This is a genomic window from Salininema proteolyticum (assembly GCF_042685645.1).
GTDB classification, from domain to species: Bacteria; Actinomycetota; Actinomycetes; order Mycobacteriales; family Micromonosporaceae; genus Salininema; species Salininema proteolyticum.
This window is the reverse complement of sequence record NZ_JBHUNX010000001.1, coordinates 4,415,797-4,433,110: the sequence shown is the minus strand read 5'-3', so window position 1 is coordinate 4,433,110 and position 17,314 is coordinate 4,415,797. Positions and strand designations below refer to the sequence as shown.

At 62.5% G+C, this 17,314-nt stretch carries 18 protein-coding genes and 1 pseudogene; 18 read left to right on the top strand and 1 reads right to left on the bottom strand.

Features of this window, described 5'->3' with window-relative positions:
- The first annotated feature begins 7 nt into the window (after positions 1-7).
- From ACFTE1_RS20550 to ACFTE1_RS20465, 18 genes and pseudogenes are all read left to right on the top strand, one after another.
- Positions 8-3,295: a phage tail protein gene (locus tag ACFTE1_RS20550; RefSeq protein WP_380617824.1), complete on the top strand. Its 3,288-nt coding sequence runs from the start codon at positions 8-10 to the stop codon at positions 3,293-3,295.
- A 6-nt stretch (positions 3,296-3,301) separates the two neighbouring features.
- Positions 3,302-4,180 (top strand): phage distal tail protein, encoded by an 879-nt coding sequence (locus tag ACFTE1_RS20545; RefSeq protein ID WP_380617825.1) that lies wholly within the window; start codon positions 3,302-3,304, stop codon positions 4,178-4,180.
- 2 nt (positions 4,181-4,182) lie between these two features.
- Positions 4,183-5,370: a Gp37-like protein gene (locus ACFTE1_RS20540; RefSeq protein ID WP_380617826.1), complete on the top strand. Its 1,188-nt coding sequence runs from the start codon at positions 4,183-4,185 to the stop codon at positions 5,368-5,370.
- An 84-nt stretch (positions 5,371-5,454) separates the two neighbouring features.
- Positions 5,455-6,294, top strand: coding sequence for a hypothetical protein (locus tag ACFTE1_RS20535; RefSeq protein WP_380617827.1), 840 nt, complete (start codon positions 5,455-5,457; stop codon positions 6,292-6,294).
- Between the two features lie 23 nt (positions 6,295-6,317).
- Entirely contained in the window at positions 6,318-6,491 is a 174-nt protein-coding gene (locus ACFTE1_RS20530) for a hypothetical protein (RefSeq protein ID WP_380617828.1), read from the top strand.
- 400 nt (positions 6,492-6,891) lie between these two features.
- The gene (locus ACFTE1_RS20525; protein WP_380617829.1) at positions 6,892-7,689 is read left to right on the top strand and encodes a peptidoglycan-binding domain-containing protein; all 798 of its coding nucleotides are present in this window, start codon (positions 6,892-6,894) and stop codon (positions 7,687-7,689) included.
- A gap of 43 nt (positions 7,690-7,732) precedes the next feature.
- The gene (locus tag ACFTE1_RS20520) at positions 7,733-7,945 is read left to right on the top strand and encodes a hypothetical protein (protein WP_380617830.1); all 213 of its coding nucleotides are present in this window, start codon (positions 7,733-7,735) and stop codon (positions 7,943-7,945) included.
- Between the two features lie 197 nt (positions 7,946-8,142).
- Entirely contained in the window at positions 8,143-8,571 is a 429-nt protein-coding gene (locus ACFTE1_RS20515) for a hypothetical protein (protein WP_380617831.1), read from the top strand.
- 203 nt (positions 8,572-8,774) lie between these two features.
- A complete protein-coding gene (locus tag ACFTE1_RS20510; RefSeq protein WP_380617832.1) occupies positions 8,775-9,077 on the top strand; it encodes a hypothetical protein in 303 nt (100 codons plus the stop codon).
- Positions 9,019-9,957 (top strand): hypothetical protein, encoded by a 939-nt coding sequence (locus ACFTE1_RS20505; protein ID WP_380617833.1) that lies wholly within the window; start codon positions 9,019-9,021, stop codon positions 9,955-9,957. The genes ACFTE1_RS20510 and ACFTE1_RS20505 overlap by 59 nt, the downstream gene beginning before the upstream one ends.
- A 251-nt stretch (positions 9,958-10,208) precedes the next feature.
- Positions 10,209-10,535 carry a hypothetical protein gene (locus ACFTE1_RS20500; protein ID WP_380617834.1) on the top strand — a complete coding sequence of 109 codons (327 nt, stop codon included), beginning with the start codon at positions 10,209-10,211 and terminating at the stop codon, positions 10,533-10,535.
- A gap of 49 nt (positions 10,536-10,584) precedes the next feature.
- Positions 10,585-11,064: a hypothetical protein gene (locus ACFTE1_RS20495; RefSeq protein ID WP_380617835.1), complete on the top strand. Its 480-nt coding sequence runs from the start codon at positions 10,585-10,587 to the stop codon at positions 11,062-11,064.
- Between the two features lie 8 nt (positions 11,065-11,072).
- The gene (locus ACFTE1_RS20490; RefSeq protein WP_380762842.1) at positions 11,073-11,924 is read left to right on the top strand and encodes an AAA family ATPase; all 852 of its coding nucleotides are present in this window, start codon (positions 11,073-11,075) and stop codon (positions 11,922-11,924) included.
- A gap of 4 nt (positions 11,925-11,928) precedes the next feature.
- Positions 11,929-12,783 carry a phage antirepressor KilAC domain-containing protein gene (locus tag ACFTE1_RS20485; RefSeq protein ID WP_380617836.1) on the top strand — a complete coding sequence of 285 codons (855 nt, stop codon included), beginning with the start codon at positions 11,929-11,931 and terminating at the stop codon, positions 12,781-12,783.
- The gene (locus ACFTE1_RS20480) at positions 12,783-13,232 is read left to right on the top strand and encodes a hypothetical protein (protein WP_380617837.1); all 450 of its coding nucleotides are present in this window, start codon (positions 12,783-12,785) and stop codon (positions 13,230-13,232) included. The genes ACFTE1_RS20485 and ACFTE1_RS20480 overlap by 1 nt, the downstream gene beginning before the upstream one ends.
- A pseudogene (locus ACFTE1_RS20475) lies at positions 13,189-13,380 on the top strand (CHC2 zinc finger domain-containing protein); the annotation flags it as partial. The gene ACFTE1_RS20480 and the pseudogene ACFTE1_RS20475, both read left to right, overlap by 44 nt.
- Before the next feature lie 34 nt (positions 13,381-13,414).
- Positions 13,415-14,086, top strand: a complete 672-nt coding sequence (locus ACFTE1_RS20470) for a toprim domain-containing protein (RefSeq protein ID WP_380617838.1) — start codon at positions 13,415-13,417, stop codon at positions 14,084-14,086.
- A gap of 9 nt (positions 14,087-14,095) precedes the next feature.
- Positions 14,096-14,323, top strand: a complete 228-nt coding sequence (locus ACFTE1_RS20465; protein ID WP_380617839.1) for a hypothetical protein — start codon at positions 14,096-14,098, stop codon at positions 14,321-14,323.
- A 419-nt stretch (positions 14,324-14,742) separates the two neighbouring features.
- On the opposite strand, the gene ACFTE1_RS20460 is transcribed toward ACFTE1_RS20465, so the two are convergent.
- The gene (locus ACFTE1_RS20460) at positions 14,743-16,401 is read right to left on the bottom strand and encodes a DUF262 domain-containing protein (protein WP_380762944.1); all 1,659 of its coding nucleotides are present in this window, start codon (positions 16,399-16,401) and stop codon (positions 14,743-14,745) included.
- Positions 16,402-17,314: the final 913 nt, after the last annotated feature.

Below are 17,314 nucleotides of genomic sequence, written 5' to 3'. Positions count from 1 at the left end.
TGATCGCATGGCCGATGAGAAAGCCCGGGTCGTTGGCAAGGTCGCCATCAAGGTCGTGCCCGACACCTCCAAGTTCCGCGAATCCCTCCGCAAGGAACTGCGCAAGATCCAAGCGACGCTGGGGGATCTCAAGGTCCAGGTCCAGTTGGACAAGAAGGCCGCGAAGCAGCTGCAGCGCGACCTCCGCGACTGGGTCAAGGAGGTCTCCCCGCTGAAGGTGGATGTCCGGCCGGTGTTGACGAAGTCGCATTCGGTCGTGCGGGAACGTCTCCGCTCCCTGTCCCGGCCGCGGACGGTCGAGTACTCGCCGGTGATCAACACCGCCGCCTATGGCAAGACCGCCGCGGCGTTGTCGGGGATCCGGCTGGCTGGGGACTGGATGACCAACCTCCGCGACATGCTCAAAGACCTCGACAAGAACCTCCCCACCATTACGGCATGGTCGCTCGGGCTCGGTGGTCTGGTCGGCTGGCTGGGGTCAGCGACGAGCAACATGGCGGCGCTCAGCGCCGAGCTGGCGCGGATCGCTCCTCTCGCTCTCGCCCTGCCGGGCGCGTTCGGGGGCATGGCGATCGGCCTCGGCGCGACCGTCGCCGTGTTGAAGGATTTCAACCAGGTCATCCCCGAACTCGCCGACCAGCTCCATGACTTGCAGGACGCGATGTCGGCGAAGTTCTGGGCTCAGGCCGAGGCCCCGATCCGGTCCCTCATCGACTCCCTCCTCCCGCAGTTCTCCGCCGGCCTGCAACAAGTCTCGACTCAGCTTGGAGGCTTCTTCGGGCAGCTCGCCACGTCGCTGACGGGGAGCCTTGACGGCTCGCTTGAGGGAATGTTCGACGATCTCGCGGCCTCGATTGCGGTGGCCGCTGGTGGCACCGACGCGTGGGCCGAGGCGATCCGGATCCTCGGCGAGACCGGCGCGGGTTACCTCCCGCGCCTGGCCGCCTGGGTCACCGACATTTCCACCCGGTTCTCCGGATGGCTCGCCGCGGCCGAGGCCGATGGCTCCTTGAACGCCTGGATCAACACGGCGATCACCAACCTCGGTTTGCTGGGCTCGATCCTCGCTTCGGTCGGGAGCATCTTCGCCGGGATCGCGCAGGCCGCCGAAGCGGCCGGCGGGTCCAGCTTCGCGACGCTGAACAACTCGCTGCAGAACATCGCCGACACCGTCCATTCCCCGGCCTTCCAAGAAGGCCTCACTGGCTTTTTCGAGGGCGCACACCAGGCGATGGCGAACATCGCCGCCACCAGCGGCGCCCAGTTCAAAGACTTGCTGGTCACGCTCGGCGAGACCTCGCAGTCGGTCTTGCCGATCATCGGCGCTTCCATCGGGACGCTCGTCGGCGCGCTCTCCGAGGGCCTCGCCACCGACACTGTCCAGGCTGGGCTGCTCGATTTCTTCTCTGGCCTCCACGTCGGCATCAACGAATTGGTCACCGCTGTCGGCCCTCTGGCCAGCGCTTTCGGCCCCCTGCTCAGTCTATTGGGGACGTTCGCGGCGACCGCTGGGCCGCTCCTGTCGGGGATCCTCTCTACCCTCGCCACCGCCCTGGCCAGGGTCCTGCCTTCGCTCGAGCCGCTCGTGGAGTTCCTGGGCGGTGCCTTCCTGGCGGTCTGGAATGCCGTCTCGCCCTTGATCCTCGCCGCGGCCGACGCCTTCGGTGTGCTGATCGATGCGATCCCGTTCGACGAGCTCACCGTCATGGTCTCCGACTTCGCGTCCACGCTCGGCGAGGGGCTCGCCCCGCTAGGGGAGTCTTTCGGGTCGATCGCTGCGACCCTCGCGCCGATCGCCGGGCAGATCCTCCCGCCCCTTATCGACGCCGCCCTGGGCCTGGCCGAGGCGTTCCTGCCGTTCCTCGAGATCGCCGGAAAGCTCGTCGCCGAGGTCGTCGCTCCCCTCCTCGCGAAGTACCTGCCCAAGCTCACCGATGTCTTCACCGGCCTGATCAACGACGCCGTCATCCCCCTCGTCTCGGCCTTCGCCGACCTGGTCAACCTGCTCCTGCCGATCCTCCTGCCGGCCTTGAAGTTCATCGGGGACGTCTTGCTGGCCGATCTCACCTTCGCGTTCTCCGCCGTCGCCGACGTGATCGGCGGGGTCATGAAGATCATCACCGGCGTCATCGACATTATCGTCGGTGTCTTCACCGGCGACTGGGAAAAGGCCTGGGAGGGCGTGAAAACGATCTTCGCCGGCGTCTGGGACGTGATCGTCGGGCTGCTCAAAATAGCCTGGATCCTCCTCACCGACGTCGTCCTTGCCGGCGTCGGCAAGCTCCTCGGCCTTCTCGGGAAGCTCGTCGGGAAGCTGTTCTCCTGGCTCGGTGGCCTGCTCGGCCGGTTCTTCTCCTGGGTCGTGGAGAAACTCGGACTGGACAAGCTGTGGAACTGGTTGTCGGAATGGGCCTCCAAGCTCGGTGAATGGTTCGCCGGCCTCGGCAAGAAGTTCTGGGACTGGATCTCCGGACTGGCCTCCCGCGCCTGGGAGGGCATGAAGCGCTTGTGGGATCGGCTCGTCGCTCTCCAGGGCGAATGGGCGTTGAAGATGATGGTCAAGTTCAAGCAGTTCAAAGCCAAAGCCATCGGATGGGTCAAGGGCCTGGGTGGACGGTTGTCGAACTGGTTTTCACGTCTATGGACCCGCATCGTCGACACCGCGAAGGACTGGGCCCGCAACATGGGCAAGAAACTCCGCGACGCCAAGGATGCGATGATGAAGCGCGCCCGCGAGATCAAGTCCCTGTTGCCGAAGCGAATCCGCGAAGCCATAGACAACGCCATCGACTATGTCAAAAAGCTCCCCAAAAAAGCCAAAAAGGCCCTGGGAGACATCAAGGACACCCTCCTCGAGGCCGGGAAGAACCTGATCAGAGGGTTCCTCGCCGGTATTGAGCACATGTGGGAAGAGGTCAAATCCTCCCTCTCGGAACTGACCGACAAACTCACCGAGTGGAAGGGACCGCCGCGGCGCGACGCCGTGCTCCTCTTCGACGCCGGACAGCTGATCGTCGACGGCCTCATATCCGGACTCGAATCCCGCTACGGCCTGGTGAAGAAGTCCCTGTCAGGGTTCTCCAACGACCTCGCCTCCACCGTCATCGCCGCCCCGACCATTGCCGACGTCGCCGACCAATCCGCCGACCTGGTCGGCCGCGAAACCGCCGGCACCGACACCGCCGGCGGCGGTGAGACGAAGGTCCTCAACTACTACGCCGCACCCGGCCCAGCATTGGAGAGCCAAGAAGCGCTCTTCAGGGCTGCCGACCGGGCGGCTCGCATGAGGTGGTGACACGACATGGACCCGTTCCTCGAACTCCACGGGCCCGGCGATACCCGCATTGGGTTGAATGAGATCTCCATGCGCGGCGAGGGCTTCGAGGCCGGCCCTGGTGTGGCCGGCCTCGGCATGCCACCGGTGGCCCCGCAGTGGGTCGAGGGCGCCGGCGATGGCGCCTCCTGGCGGGGTATGCGCGCCCTACCCCGGGATATCGACATCCCCCTCCACATCACCGGAACCCATCGCGGCCGCCTCGACGCTCACCTGGGCCGGTTGACCCGGCTCCTGTCTGGTGCGATGGAACTGCGGTGGATCACCGGGCGGGAGTGGTGGAGCTTGCCGGTCTACTACACCGGCGGGCTCGACTACACCTATAGCTCCGATACCGGAGCGACCTGGATCAACACCGTCATCTCCCTCCGCTCACCGGATCCATGGTGGTCCTATTACACGACCGACGCCATCAGCGTCGGCCGACGCGAAACCGCTACGGCCGCCGCAGGATGGGGACTGCTTGACGGACACTCCCTATCCGGTCTCAGGCTCTCCCCGTCCCCGGTCTCGGGGCCGATGGAACCGCACAACACGGGTTCGGCTCCCGCGTGGTCGACGATCACCGTCACCGGCCCCGGCGCGACGCTACGCGTCTCCACCGACGCGGCCACCTGGTTCACGTGGAACGGGCGCCTGAGACGCGGCGAGGAGCTCGTGATCGACACCGAGCAGGCCACGCTCACCGACTCAGGCGGCACGTCCCGATACGGGCAACTCGCCGCCGGCCCCCGGTTCCATCCCCTCCAACCGGGACCCAACCGGCTCCTGTTCAGCTTTGATGAGACCACGCCCGCCACCGGCATCGAAATCCGGTGGCGCAAACGTGCCTGGACGGTGATCTAACCGTGTCCACCAACCCCTTCACCCTCGAGATCCGCACCAAGGACCTGGACCGCATCGCCACCCTCCCGGCCTCGGCGACGTGGACGGTGGACATGGAGATCGGCACCGTCGGGTCCTGGGAGATCCGCCTTCCCATTGAAGAGCCCGCGGCGAAAGCCCTCCAAACCCCCGGCGCCGGGATCATCCTTACCGGCCCCACCGGGCCGGTGTTCTCCGGACCGGCCACGAACCACCAATACGAAGCCACCACCACTGACCCGCACGGGATCTTGATCATCGAGGGCACTTCTGACCTCGTCCACCTCCACGACCGCCTCGTCTGGCCTAAACCGGCCAACCCCGTCACCGATCAAGCCGGAGTCTGGAGATCGGAGGGCCACACCAGCGACGTGATCGCGAACTTGGTCGATCGCAACGCCGGGGCCGGTGCCCGATCCGAGCGCCGCGTCCGTGCCCTCACGATCGCACCGGTCGACGCGTTCGGCGTCGACGATGTCGCGGTGGCGCGGTTTCACAACCTGTTCGGGCTCCTCGTCGAGCTCGCCGCCAAGGGAGACACGGTCTTCGCCCTCACCCAAATCGACCGGGAACTGGTGTTCACCCAATGGGCGCCCGATGACCGGTCAGCGACGATCCGGTGGAGCCTGGCCTCCAACGACCTCTCCGGCACGCGGGCCGCCATCACCGCACCCTCCACCACGTTCCCCGTCGTCACCTACGAGTTCACGCCCCCTGACGCCAAGAACGCGAAGGAGACCACCGCCGACGTCCCGATCCTCGCGTCCACCAAGAAGGTCGAGACGCTCTGGGGCCGGCGCATCGAGAAAACCGAGTCCACCGGGGCCGGGAACACCAAGGAAGGCGAGGCGATCGACGCCCCCGCCATCGCCAAAGGGATCGAACGCCAACGCACCGAAGCGATCACCGGGATCGTCGCCGAAGCCATCCCCCTCGAAGGAGCGCTCACGAACCTCGCACTCCCGCTGGGCACGAAAGTCGCCGTCGACATCGATGGCGTTGAGACACCAGCCGCGATCACCGGATACACGCTCACCGCCGACGACAAGGGCTTCCGCATCGAGGCGAAGGTCGGCGACGCCGCCCGCCTCCACCCTGCCCAATGGCTTGGGCGTCGCATCGCCGACCTCGCCGAACGCCTCACCCGCCTCGAACGAGGCCACCCCCGATAGAACACACCCCTGAACAGCATCAACACAAATCGGATACAGGCCCGACAACTCGGGCATCTACCCGAAAACGAAGAAGGAGCCGGCATGGCGTGGGAATCGTGGCCGTTCGACGGCCAGGAAACAACCGAAGACCAATACCGAATGCTGTTCCGCGAGTTCATGAACACCGGAGTGCTCGGCACCTGGGGAGACAACGAGCTAAGGGTGATCGCCGAGGGCGACCGGATGGGGGTCACGCTGCTGCCCGGCGCGATCTACATCCAGGGCCACTACGGCAGGCTCACCGGACGCCAGCAGATCGACATTGCCCCCGCCGGGGTGACCGAGCGGCGCGACCGGATCGTTGCCCGCCTCGACCCGGCACGCAACTCCATCGAGGCCGTCGTCCTCCAAGGCGACGCCTCAGGTGAGTACCCACCGCTCACAGAGACCGAGACCGGTATTTTCGAAACCGGCCTGGCCGGCGTGGTCGTCCGCCCCGGCGCCACGGCCATCACGAGCGAGGACATCGCGATCCACCGCGCACTGACCCACACCCGGGTCGGCCTCTGGGCCGACTCCGGGCGCCCGAACCGGCCGAAACGCTCTCAGTTGGGCTGGAACGAAACCCGTGACCGGTGGGAATACTGGCATGACCAGCAGTGGAAACTCCTTGCTCCCGACATCCAGACCGGCACCGAGCGCCTCTCGTTCTCCGGAGTCTCCTACTACAAACAGAGAGTCGAGTTCCCCGAACCGTTCAGCGGCACCCCAACGGTCACAACGAACATCAACACCGGTGCCGGCTACGCCGCCCGGTGGATCTCACGCGCCATCAACATTGGCCGCAGTGCGTTCAACCTGTTCGTCTTCGCCGCCGACGGCCGCAACGATGCGACCTGGGACGGGGGACCGGTGATGTGGCAAGCGATCTACCGCCCTTAACCCTCGACAAGAGAAGGTAACCAGTGAACCCAACTCCAAGCTGCACCACCCCCGACATCTGCGGCCAGATCGGCAACTGCGGCACGTGCCTCCTCGCCGTCTACGACGACCTCGCTGGGCAACGCGACCGCGCCGAGGCGCTCATCCAACTGGCTGCGCAAACCGGACCCACTCCTGAATCGCAGGAACGGAACTGACGTCACAGCAGTGAAACGACTGCCGCAATTGCAGCCACCACGGTGGCCACGCAGGTTATCCACGGCAAGGTCCCCGGTGACGTCGTTCTATTCGAAGGTTTGGGAGTTGAACGGCTGGGCCTCGTTATCGCCACCAGCGCAACAAGAACCACGGCCAGTAGAGAGGCGAGAACGAGCCAATTGGTCGGGAGATCATTCATGCCCCAAACGATAGGAAACACGTCTGGGCGCCCCAGAAAAGTAGAAATCCAGAACTCACAATTATGCTGCAAACCACACTAGATTCCTAACTATTGCGTGTCCGCTGTGGGCCAGGCGATCAGCGACCGCCGCGGCATTTACTAAGCAAACGCTCACCCCTTCCCCCCTACAACAACTGAATAGAGAAGAGGACCCCTGTATGTCCTGGCGACTCGCTTACTCCCTCGACCGGCTGCGCGACGAGATCAACGCGCGAGCCCCGAAACGATCCAAGAGAACGGACGGCACCATCGGCGACTCCGCCCACGCGGGAACTGCCTCCGACCACAACCCGAACTCCCGCGGCGTCGTCTGCGCCGCCGACTTCACCCACGACCCCGGCGCGGGAGCGGACATGGACGCGATCTCCGATATCCTCGTCCACCCGGGGACCCGCAACAAGCACCTGAAATACGTCATCTTCAACCGCCTCATCGCCGGCATTCACACCGGCTGGAAGTGGTGGAACTATTCAGGTTCCAACCCGCACACCAGCCACATGCACGTCTCAGTCGGCCGCGGCCCCGACGGCCGCTCGAGCGGGCCGTACGACGGACGCGAGACCTGGCATGTCGGCAAGACCAACGCCAAGCCCACGAACCCGTCGAAACCCGGCAAGAGGCCGGCACCGAAGCCGCACTACGACTTCCCGCTCCCGCGCGGCTCGTACTTCGGCTGGGCGCACTGGGGCAACGAGTCGATCTCCGGCTGGTACAACACCCGCTTCAAGGGCGTCGCCTCCCGGACCTGGCTCAAACGGTTCGCCCGCCAGCTGGAGAAGCGCGGATGGCCGGTCGGTAAGGGCAAGAAGTACCTGCGCCGCTACGGCAATGACGGCAAGTACGGCGACGAGTGGGCTGCCCTCGCCAAAGCCTTCCAGCGCGACCAAGGCCTCGCCATCGATGGGTTGATCGGCCCTAAGACCTGGACCGCGGCGTTCGAAAACCCCGTCACCTGACTGTTTCTTCAAGAAACACCCGACTGAAAGGAAGCCCCTCACCATGATCAACTCCGTCGTGGAGTTCCTCGCCCGCACCGAGGTCCGAGCGCGGATCTACCAGACCAGTGTCGGTATTGTCGCCATTCTGACAGCAGTCGGTCTCCTGACCGACGCCAACGCCGATCTCGTCATGACCGCGCTGGCCGCCCTCGGCGGCGGCGCCGGCGCCCTCGCTGCCGTCAACACCCCCACATCCAGCGATAACGACGCCTAGAGCGCATCGACATCACCCCGCCGGGCACACGGTCTAGGACCGTGTGCCCGGCTTTTTCGCGTGCCTGCGGCCACTGTGATCCAGGCGTAGAGTTAACACAGGGTTATTTGATTTGCATAAAAACGTCCTCTAGCATCAAAGTCACGAACAAGCCTTTCCAGAGCCCCTCTACTCCGAGTGCCATCAAGGAAGCTGCCATGCGCCCAACCATCATCGACCACCCAGACGACGTGCTGAAGTGGCTGCGTGAAGGCCACACCTACCCAGAAATCGGTAGGAAGTACCAGGCCGCGCATGGCGTGTATCTGTCCCCGCAGGTCATCCAGGGGTTCGCCGCGGGCAAGGGGCTCTTGCGCCGCACGAAGGTGGAGTGGACCGTCCCCTTCAAGGTCGAAGAGAAGCATAAGGGCAAGATCGAGACCCGTCTTCTGCAGGCCTATCTCCGCCGTAAGGCTGGCCTTCCTGTCTCCGGCGTGCGGCCCGAGAGGCTCGACCGGTGGCTGGAATGGCTCGAGAAGGAAAACCGCGTCGTCGCCTACGACCGGGACGAGAAAGAGCCGTATTCCTACCCCGAGCGGCGCGAGGGCATCGATACGGACGTGTGGCGCGAGCCTGACCACTGGTAATGTAACCGAGATCTCCCAGGTTTCTCGAGCTGCTGTGCCACAAGCTAAATGGGCGTCCTGTAGCGTTAGTCCGGGTCAATATTTAGTTGCCTGCGCATGGAATGCTATGTTACATGTCGCCTACTGGATGTATAATATCCGTACTCTTGGGTAGGTTCCCCCCGTGAACCCCAACCTTCTTCTGGGCGAGAGGACCTAGGGTTTTGGATGACAAAGATTTCAAACCCGCTGGGGCCGACGGCCATTCCCCGGCGGAGATTCCCCGCATCACCTCAGACAGCTGTGGACGGACCTGTCTGATCATTCCTGATGACCACGACGCCGACGACCTCGAATACCAAATTCAGCTCGCCCGCAGTCGCGGATTCTGCATCGATCTCGACAACCTCTGGATGATGGACCCCACCGACAACGGGGTCATCTACTACCTCACCAAGGAGACCTGTCTTGAAAAATCCTTCTACCACTTTGACCCCACTGGCTGCGATTGCGGAGAATGCTGGTGACGCTTGGCCCCGCAATGGACGCGGACAGCCGCTCATCATCCGCCGCGAGGGCGGCATGCCCGTCGCCTACCGCCGAGCGACGACGATCGCGAAGACGCTCTCCGATCAGTCCAATCTCATCGACTGGAAGGCCCGTCTCACGCTCGCCGGCGCCGGGGCCGATCCCCGGCTCGCCGCCGAAGCGGCGAGACTCAGCCCCGACGATCCGGGCGACAAGCGCCACCTCAACCGGCTGGCGCGCGAAGCGTTCCGCACCGCTGGAGGCGAATCGAAGAGTGAACGCGGCACGTGGCTGCACTACCTCTCCGAATGCGTCGACAAGGGCACGGAGCTGCCGTCGCACACCGACGCCGATGCCGCAGATATGCGCGCCTACGAGCAGGCCGTCAAGCCGTTGATGATGCGCCACATTGAACAGCCGGTCGTCAACCACACCTACCGGGTCGCCGGTACGGCCGACCGCATCGCCGAAGCCGACCTCACCACACCCGACGGGACGGACGCCGGCCTCATCATCGCCGACCTCAAGACCGGCAACGTGGACTACGCCGCGCTGTCCATCGCGATCCAACTAGCCGCCTATGCCCACGGAGTCAACTACGACCCGCTGCGCTGGCTGGCCAACCCTGGCCGTGAAGAGAGCCTGGCGAAGTGGAAGAAGTGCGCGTTCTCCGCCGAGCAAGCGGCCGCCTGCTACGGGCCGAGCCTCGCGGTGAACCAGAAGTGGGCGCTGGTGATCCACATGCCGGCCGGAACCGGCACCGCGCGCCTTCTGTGGGTTGACATCGCCGCCGGCTGGGAAGCCCTCCAGGTCGCCTCTGACGTGCGGGAATGGCGGTCCCGCAAAGACCTCCTTATTTTTTCTCGCTTAGTTTCTTGATTTGCACACACATTCGGGTTACGATGGTGGCCCGCTTACGGTGCTCCCCCATTTCTGTTGCACGAGACCGCATTAGAGCGAGTTTCTTGATTTGCACGTTTGGTTGAGTGCCCATAGTGAGCCAAGTTTCTTGATTTGCATACGAGGGGTGAGAGATGACGGCACCAGCGACGGTCACCGTCGAAATCGCATGTAGCACTCGGGCCGACGGCCCGCGCATCCACGTTCAAGGCGAGGGTTGGGAGGAGGTTATGAGTCAGATCGCCGCCGGGTTCGAACTCGAAGCCGGCTGGGGCGACAGGACTCCCATCGAGGTGGTCTGTGAGGCACACAAGAAGGTTCGCTCCATCGGCGGCATCGTCGACACCTTCGACGCAAAGCCCGTTGGCCAGGCCGCCCCTATAGGGGGCGGGCCTGGCGAACCGGCCGACGCTGGCCGCGTGCGTGACCTGATCGGCGCGGCGCCGTCCATCCCCGAGCTCAAGCGGGTGTGGGTCGAGCACCGCTCGGCGTTCGACACCGCGCCGGACCTGCTTGAGGCCTATAAGGCCCGCGGCCGCGCCCTCCAGAGCGCCTGAACATCAGTCCATCCCAGAGAACCCAGACCAATCAGTTAGGAGAGACCAGATGGTTTCACTCGGACGCCCCTCCCAATTCGCCTCCGGAGGCTACTTCAAACCCGCTGAAGCGACCTCGGCGGCCGCGATCCTCGTCGAGCCGACCTCAGTGGCCCGCAACGTGGAAACCACGTTCAACGACGAGGTCCAGCGCCGCGACGAGGTCACCGCCGATGTCACGATCTTCGACACCGCCGGCGACGTCGAGGCCGGTCAACCGACCCGCACCTACACGGGCGCGCGGATCGTGCAACGGCTCCTGGCCGCCGACGCGGCCGGGGCGGTGGGCCAGGCCTTCGCCGCCCGGCTGGGGCAGAAGAAGATGGGTCCGGCCACGGCCTACCGGTGGGAGGACCTCGACTCCGCCACGGAGAAGCAGGTCGCCGCCTACCTGGAGAAGCGCGGCGAGGTCAGCGCATCGTCTGAGACTGCGCCGTCGTTCGACGCGCCGGCGGCGGCGCCGAGCCTTGACGACGCGCCGCCGTTCTAGGCGGCGGATTGTTCAGCCCGGGCCAGTCATTGAGGCTCGGGGCTCAGGCAGCCGCACATCTGCCCTACGTCCCGGCCCTTCACCCGCTCTATAGCCTCGGGGTCCGGCTCCCGGCCGGTGAGGTCATCATGATCGCCGGTCGCTCGGGGACGATGAAGTCCCTCTTCTGTCTCTGGTTGGCCTACTGGCTGCGCCTGCCGGTCGTGTATTTCTCGGCCGACATGACCGCGTCGACGGTCGCGCACCGGTTGGCCGCGGCCGCCACCGGCGAACCCATGTCGACCATTCGCGAGAGCCTCCATGCCGGCTCCGCCGATCAGGCCCGGTACTCCGACGCCCTCGCGTCGGTCCCGATCTCATTCGTCTACGACTCGCCCGTCACCTGGGAGGGCGTGGACGAGACGTTGGACGCCTACGTGGAGCTGTGGGACACCTATCCCGCCGTCATCGTCGTGGACAACCTCATGGACGTCACCGGCGCCGCGGCCGACTACACCGGCCAGATGGAAGCCATGTCGGCGCTCACGGAGCTCTCCCGGGCGACCGGAGCAACGGTCATCGTCCTCCACCACGCCACGGACAAGACGCTCTCGAAGACGGACCCATGGAAGCCGCCGGCCCGCTCCGACATCAAGGGCGGACTGTCCGAGAAGCCGGCATTGTCGCTGGCGGTGTCGCACAACCCGAACAACGAGGCGTTCCTGATCGCCCCGATCAAGAACCGGCACGGCTTCGCCGACCCGACCGGCGAGACCTACGCGGCCTTGCACATCGACCCCGAACGGTGCCAGTTCTCCGCGGTCAAGCCGCTCCCCGGATCTACCAGTACTTTCACACGTTCACGAACCCATGAAAGATGACACAATGGACGAAACTCAAGCTGCAGGTATAGCGCGATACAACCCTTTCGACGAGCTCAGGCGCGTCGACCGCAACGGCGAGGACTTCTGGAGCGCCCGCGACCTGCAGGCCGCAGCAGGGTACTCCTCGTGGCAGAAGTTCACCGACGCGATCGACCGGGCCGCCGCATCGCTCGCAAATATGGGTGTTTCCCCAGGTGGCCACATACGTTATCGGCGCCGCGAACGTAAGCAGACCGTCGGATTCGGCACCCGCACCACCCAGTTCGAAGACGTCGAACTCACCCGCACCGGCGCTTATGCCGTTTTCATGAACGGCGACCCGCGCAAAGCGGAAGTCGCCATGGCACAGGGCTACTTCAACATCATGACCCAGACAGCGGAGAAACTCTCTCGGAAACTCCCCGACACCTTCGCCGAGGCCCTGCGGGAACTGGCCGACGAACACGAACAACGCCTCGTAGCCGAATCCAGGGCGCGCGAGCTGGAACCCAAAGCGATCGCGTACGACAAGTGGCTCAGCACGGACGGGCTCGCCCGGTTTCGCGACGCCGTCCGCATGCTCAAGGAAGTCTACGGACCGCAAGTCAAGGAGGCACTCGTGAAGGCGCACCTCCGCAAGTGGGGGTTGGTGGAGCAGTACGGGAACGCGGCCACCGCCAAAGCATTGAACGCCGGGTGGATGCACAACCGCGCCGGCACCAAAACCTCCGGATCCGCCTGGGTTCAGGGCCTTTTCACGAAGAAGGGCCTGGAGTACCTGTGCAAGAAATACTCCGGCGCCGGCGACGCCCGGTCCGGCTTCGTCCCAGACGGCGCCACCGACCTCGTTTTCTCCCACCGGAAGGAGAACGCCTAATGAGCGACCAGCCTCTCAAGCTCGTCAAGGCCCGCAACCGGCGCAATCGCCGCGCTGGCGCCGACTGGCAGAACAAGCTCCTCCACGAACTGCGCGCCGAAGGGTTCGACACCGAACGCCTCGCCCTGGCGGGGTCCGAGGACGAGGGCGACTTGATCATTCGCCGCCCATATGGCGAATGGGTCGTCATCGAGGCCAAAGCCGGCCAGATGTTCCCCGGAGACTTCGTCGACCAGACCATGCGCGAGAAGAACAACTTCGCCCGGCACCGGGCCATCGACCCGAGCGTGGTCTCCGGCGTCGCGATCGTCAAACGCCGCGGCCGCAAATGGCACCAGGCCTACGTCCTGACCACCGTAGAGGACTATTTCGGCCTCCAACCCCGCGCGGGACAGGCAGCCGCCGATGCACGAGAGGAGCCCGATGAGCAGGACCAAGCCGCGGCTTGAAGCCGTCCTTACCCACTACGGGCGCACCGCCGCACGAGCCCGGCAGGTGATCTCCTGCCTACTCCACGAGGACCGCAACCCCTCCTGTTCGATCGACCTCGACAAGCAGGTCTGGTTCTGCCACTCCTGCGGGGAGGGCGGCGACTCCTACACCCTGCTCGAACTGAAAGAGGAAGTCGATTTTGAGCGAGCAACATGCATTGCTGCCGATCTCGGACTCACTGAAAAAGAGCCTCGAGACGGCCTCGAGCGGCTACTGCGCTGCTCTTCAGCTCACGCCGGCCATGGACGACTATCTGACCGCCGAGCGCTGCCTGCCGCCCGAAACAGTGCGGGCCGCCCGACTTGGGTACGTTGACGAACCCGCGCCCGGCCACGTCCATGTGGCCGGGCGCCTGGCCATCCCCTACTACTGCCTCGCCAGCACCGTCACCGGGATCCGGTTCCGTTGCCTCGAGGCACACGACTGCAAAGCCATCAAATGCCCGAAATACCTGGCGATCGCCGACGTCGACACGCGCCTGTACTTCACCTACACCTACCGACGTGACCACCCCGACGTCCACGTCACCGAAGGCGAGATCGACGCCCTCACCCTCGCCAGCCTCGGCCTGAACGTGATCGGTATCCCCGGTGCGAACGCCTGGCGGCCGCGCTGGACGCGTGTCCTTGAAGGGCACCAGCGGGTGTTCGTGTGGGGCGATCCCGACGAGGCCGGTCAGAAGTTCAACAAGACCGTCACCCGGGCCGTCCGCCACGCCGTACCCGTCCCGCTCGAGGACCACGATGTCAACGGCACTCACACCGCTCTCGGCGCGGAAACCCTCCTGGAGTACCTCTCCCTCGCTGCATAGGAGACCCCCATGGCCGCGAAAACAATGGACCTTCCCGGCACTCCCCCTCACGCCTTGAGAGCCGCCTGGAGCGAGGTCCCACACGGGTACCGGGCCGCCGTGCTCACCCGCCTCGCCAACCCGACCGTGACGACCTCGTTCGTGAAGCTCGTCCTCGAACGCATCGGTTGTCGCGTCCCTCTGTCCGAGCTCGAACGCTACCGGGCCGGACTCCTCACCGCCCGGTCCACGAAATAGCCGGCGCGGCGGGCTGGATGCCCGCCGCGCCTGTCTTGCGAAGGAGCTCAGTATGGACTACGACCGACAAACAATCCAGAACCTCATCCCCTACATCTGGGACTCAGGTTACGGCGCCACCAGTGCCTCAACCCGAGCCCCAGAGCCCGACATGCCCCGATCCCGATCCGCCCCCGAACGATCTTGCACGCTCTGGGCCATGATCGCCGACGTAAGGAGCGCCTGGAAGTACGCCACTTTGTCCGATCCTGAACGCCGTATACTTCTCCTTAGGTTCGGGCTCGGTTGGGAAACAACACAAGTAGCAAGCGAACTGCGGACAACAAGAACAGTTGTCGAGGAATGCGAGTACGAGGCAGTCGCATCTCTGATCAGTTGTCTAAGCGACGGCCCCCTGGTTTTACAATGCCAGGAACAACCTAAATAAGATCATCAAGCACCTGAATTACAAATCCATTGGTTCTTTCTTCTACGGTTTCTGGCGTCCATATGTCATGCTTAAGTACCTGCATGCTCCTAGGGTAGGAAGAAACCTTTGGGCTCAGGTACTTTGACTTCTTCTCATCAAATTCCTTATTGCCAGCTGCCGAATTCTTTGATTTACTCAGTAGGACGAGATTACCCGCCGTATTGACAAGAGCCTCATGTTGCTCGTCGTTGAACCATTTTAGCCACTGGCTGTCCTTCTTGGGATTCTGTGGCATAACATGTTCAATTGATCGAGCTTCAAAATCCCGGGGCTTGTCTAGCTCAGTCACAGATATTTCTGCACGAACTAGAAGGTACTTAGCGTATCCCGAATCATACAAGTTTGAAGACCGACAAGCATCTTCAATTGCCTTCGTTTCTACTTGACCGATCTTATCGAGAAGTTCATCTGGATTTCGCGTTTGCTGAATGTGTTTCAATATGGTCGTATAGGTGCGGTATCTCTCATCCTTTCGCACGCCTCGAACCCAGTGGTCAATATACGTGCGTTCGATACGAAGCAAAAAATCGTATGCTCGCTCATTCCCATATTTATGGGCGAAATATAGAATACATGCTTGCCATTCCGAGGCGCCAAAATATCGCACCATTGCTGCCATTAGAGTTTGAAATTGGCAGTGAGCAGATTCGCCCTCATCAAGAAATGTCTTATCTTTGAATAGGCTATCATACAGATTTACATAACTTTGCAGTGTGTCAATGAAGTTGGCGCCTCTTTCCGGCCTGTCAGGCTTTCCGAAAATTCTGTTCTGGAACTCGGTGAAAACGTCATTCTGAGGTTTTTCTTTAACGTAGATTAGTCTCAGAAGATGGAAGAGCTCCTCAAACTCTTCTTCGCCCAGCTTAACTTCCATGTCATCCCATTGATTGGCATACTTTTCTCTAGCCTCATCATTTGGAACAACTTCCGGATTCAAGTTGTGGGCTTTTAGCACATCAATGCGCCTAAGCTGCTTTCCGCGGTCGTTAACAATCGTGAACAAGCGAAAGGCATTTTCGAAAGAATCCGTAATCAGCGTTATTACATTACATTGCTGAATGAGAAACATCGCGAACTGGTCCAGTTCTGTTGGACTAAGCGGCTCCATCTTTTCGCGAAATATTCTTCTTGCAATTTCAAATCTCTGACTACTGGGGGAATCGTTAATTGAATTCTTTATTGGGAACTTGGATCCTCCAATTTCTCCTGTAATAGAGTTGAGGGAGCTTTGCTCTTTTACCTGGAGTCGATTCCTCTTTTCTATGCCTTCCAGTCTTTTGGCGGGTTGAATAATTTTTTGATGCATTTCGCCGGCTAGTTCATTGTCTCCTTGTTCTTGCCCAATATCTCGAGCACAAGCAAGGAGAATACACAGCGACGTGATTCTCTGCTGGCCGTCAACGACGTCGAATGTTTCTGACGCATCATCAATCCCAACTGTGGAATTGCTATGAAGGACCAATGTCCCAAGGAAATATGGCTCGGATCTCTTGGCAATCAGAAGATCATCGATTAGTTCAACAAAATGATCTTCGTCCCACTGGAACGGGCGCTGGTAATCCGGCACTCGAAAAAAATACTCATGTGAAAATAGTTTTGATAGTGGCATCATTTCACTTCTAAGCGAGCTCTGCAAGATAGTACTTCCTTCTGTATAGGCGCTAGCAGCTACAAGCCATGAGGATGGAATGTTGCGTTGACCAGATTCTAAGGTTTGAAGTTTACTAGGTCAAGAACGGAACCCATGTGCACGGCTGAGCATTGAACATCGTCTCGTTCATCTCCCCTGACCGGGGCGTGGACCAGCCGCCTCCTGCAGCCGTTAACGGTCAGTCATTTCGGAGTCCCCGCGTCAATCTCTTCACGCTCGGCAAGCTGATGTCGTACTGCTCTGCGATCTGACGCTGTGTCACCCCTGCGATGAAGTCTAGGCGAAGCTGCTCCAGCTTCTCAGGCCCGAGCCTTTCCAGGATCGTCCTAGTCGTGCGTCGTGGCTCTGGGGCGGGCTGCCTTGGCGGGCCTTCGTTCTGGGTATCAAGTGAACCGGGGTCGGTGCGCGACATGGGTGTCAAGTGCTGTTCAAGGCGCTTGATACCTTGATCTACCTGCGGGTTAGGGTTCAAATAAGCGACTACTAGGACCGCCATAGAATCCCCATTCGAACCCCTGGAGCCCGAAGGCACCGGGGGTTTTCTGCCGCGTTCTCCGAGCCGCTATCTTTCGTGAGGGCCCGCGACCGTCTTCGCGGGAGCGCTGCGAAGCCCCGTCGAGGAAGCGCTGAACAAGCCGGACCCCGCACCGCGTTCCGAGAGGCGCCTCCCGGAGTTTCCCATCGCGATCCGAACGAATCCCGAAACCGCTTCGCGGAGAAGGGATGGGCAAGTTTGCCGGCTCCGCGGAACGGTCAAGAATGACTCTGGCCAAATTTGCCCCCCGGCCCGGCGCCAGTTTTCGCCGCTTTCCGGGGACCCCCGAAATCTCTATAAATGAAGTGAACAGGCACAACGACCTACTTCAAGGAG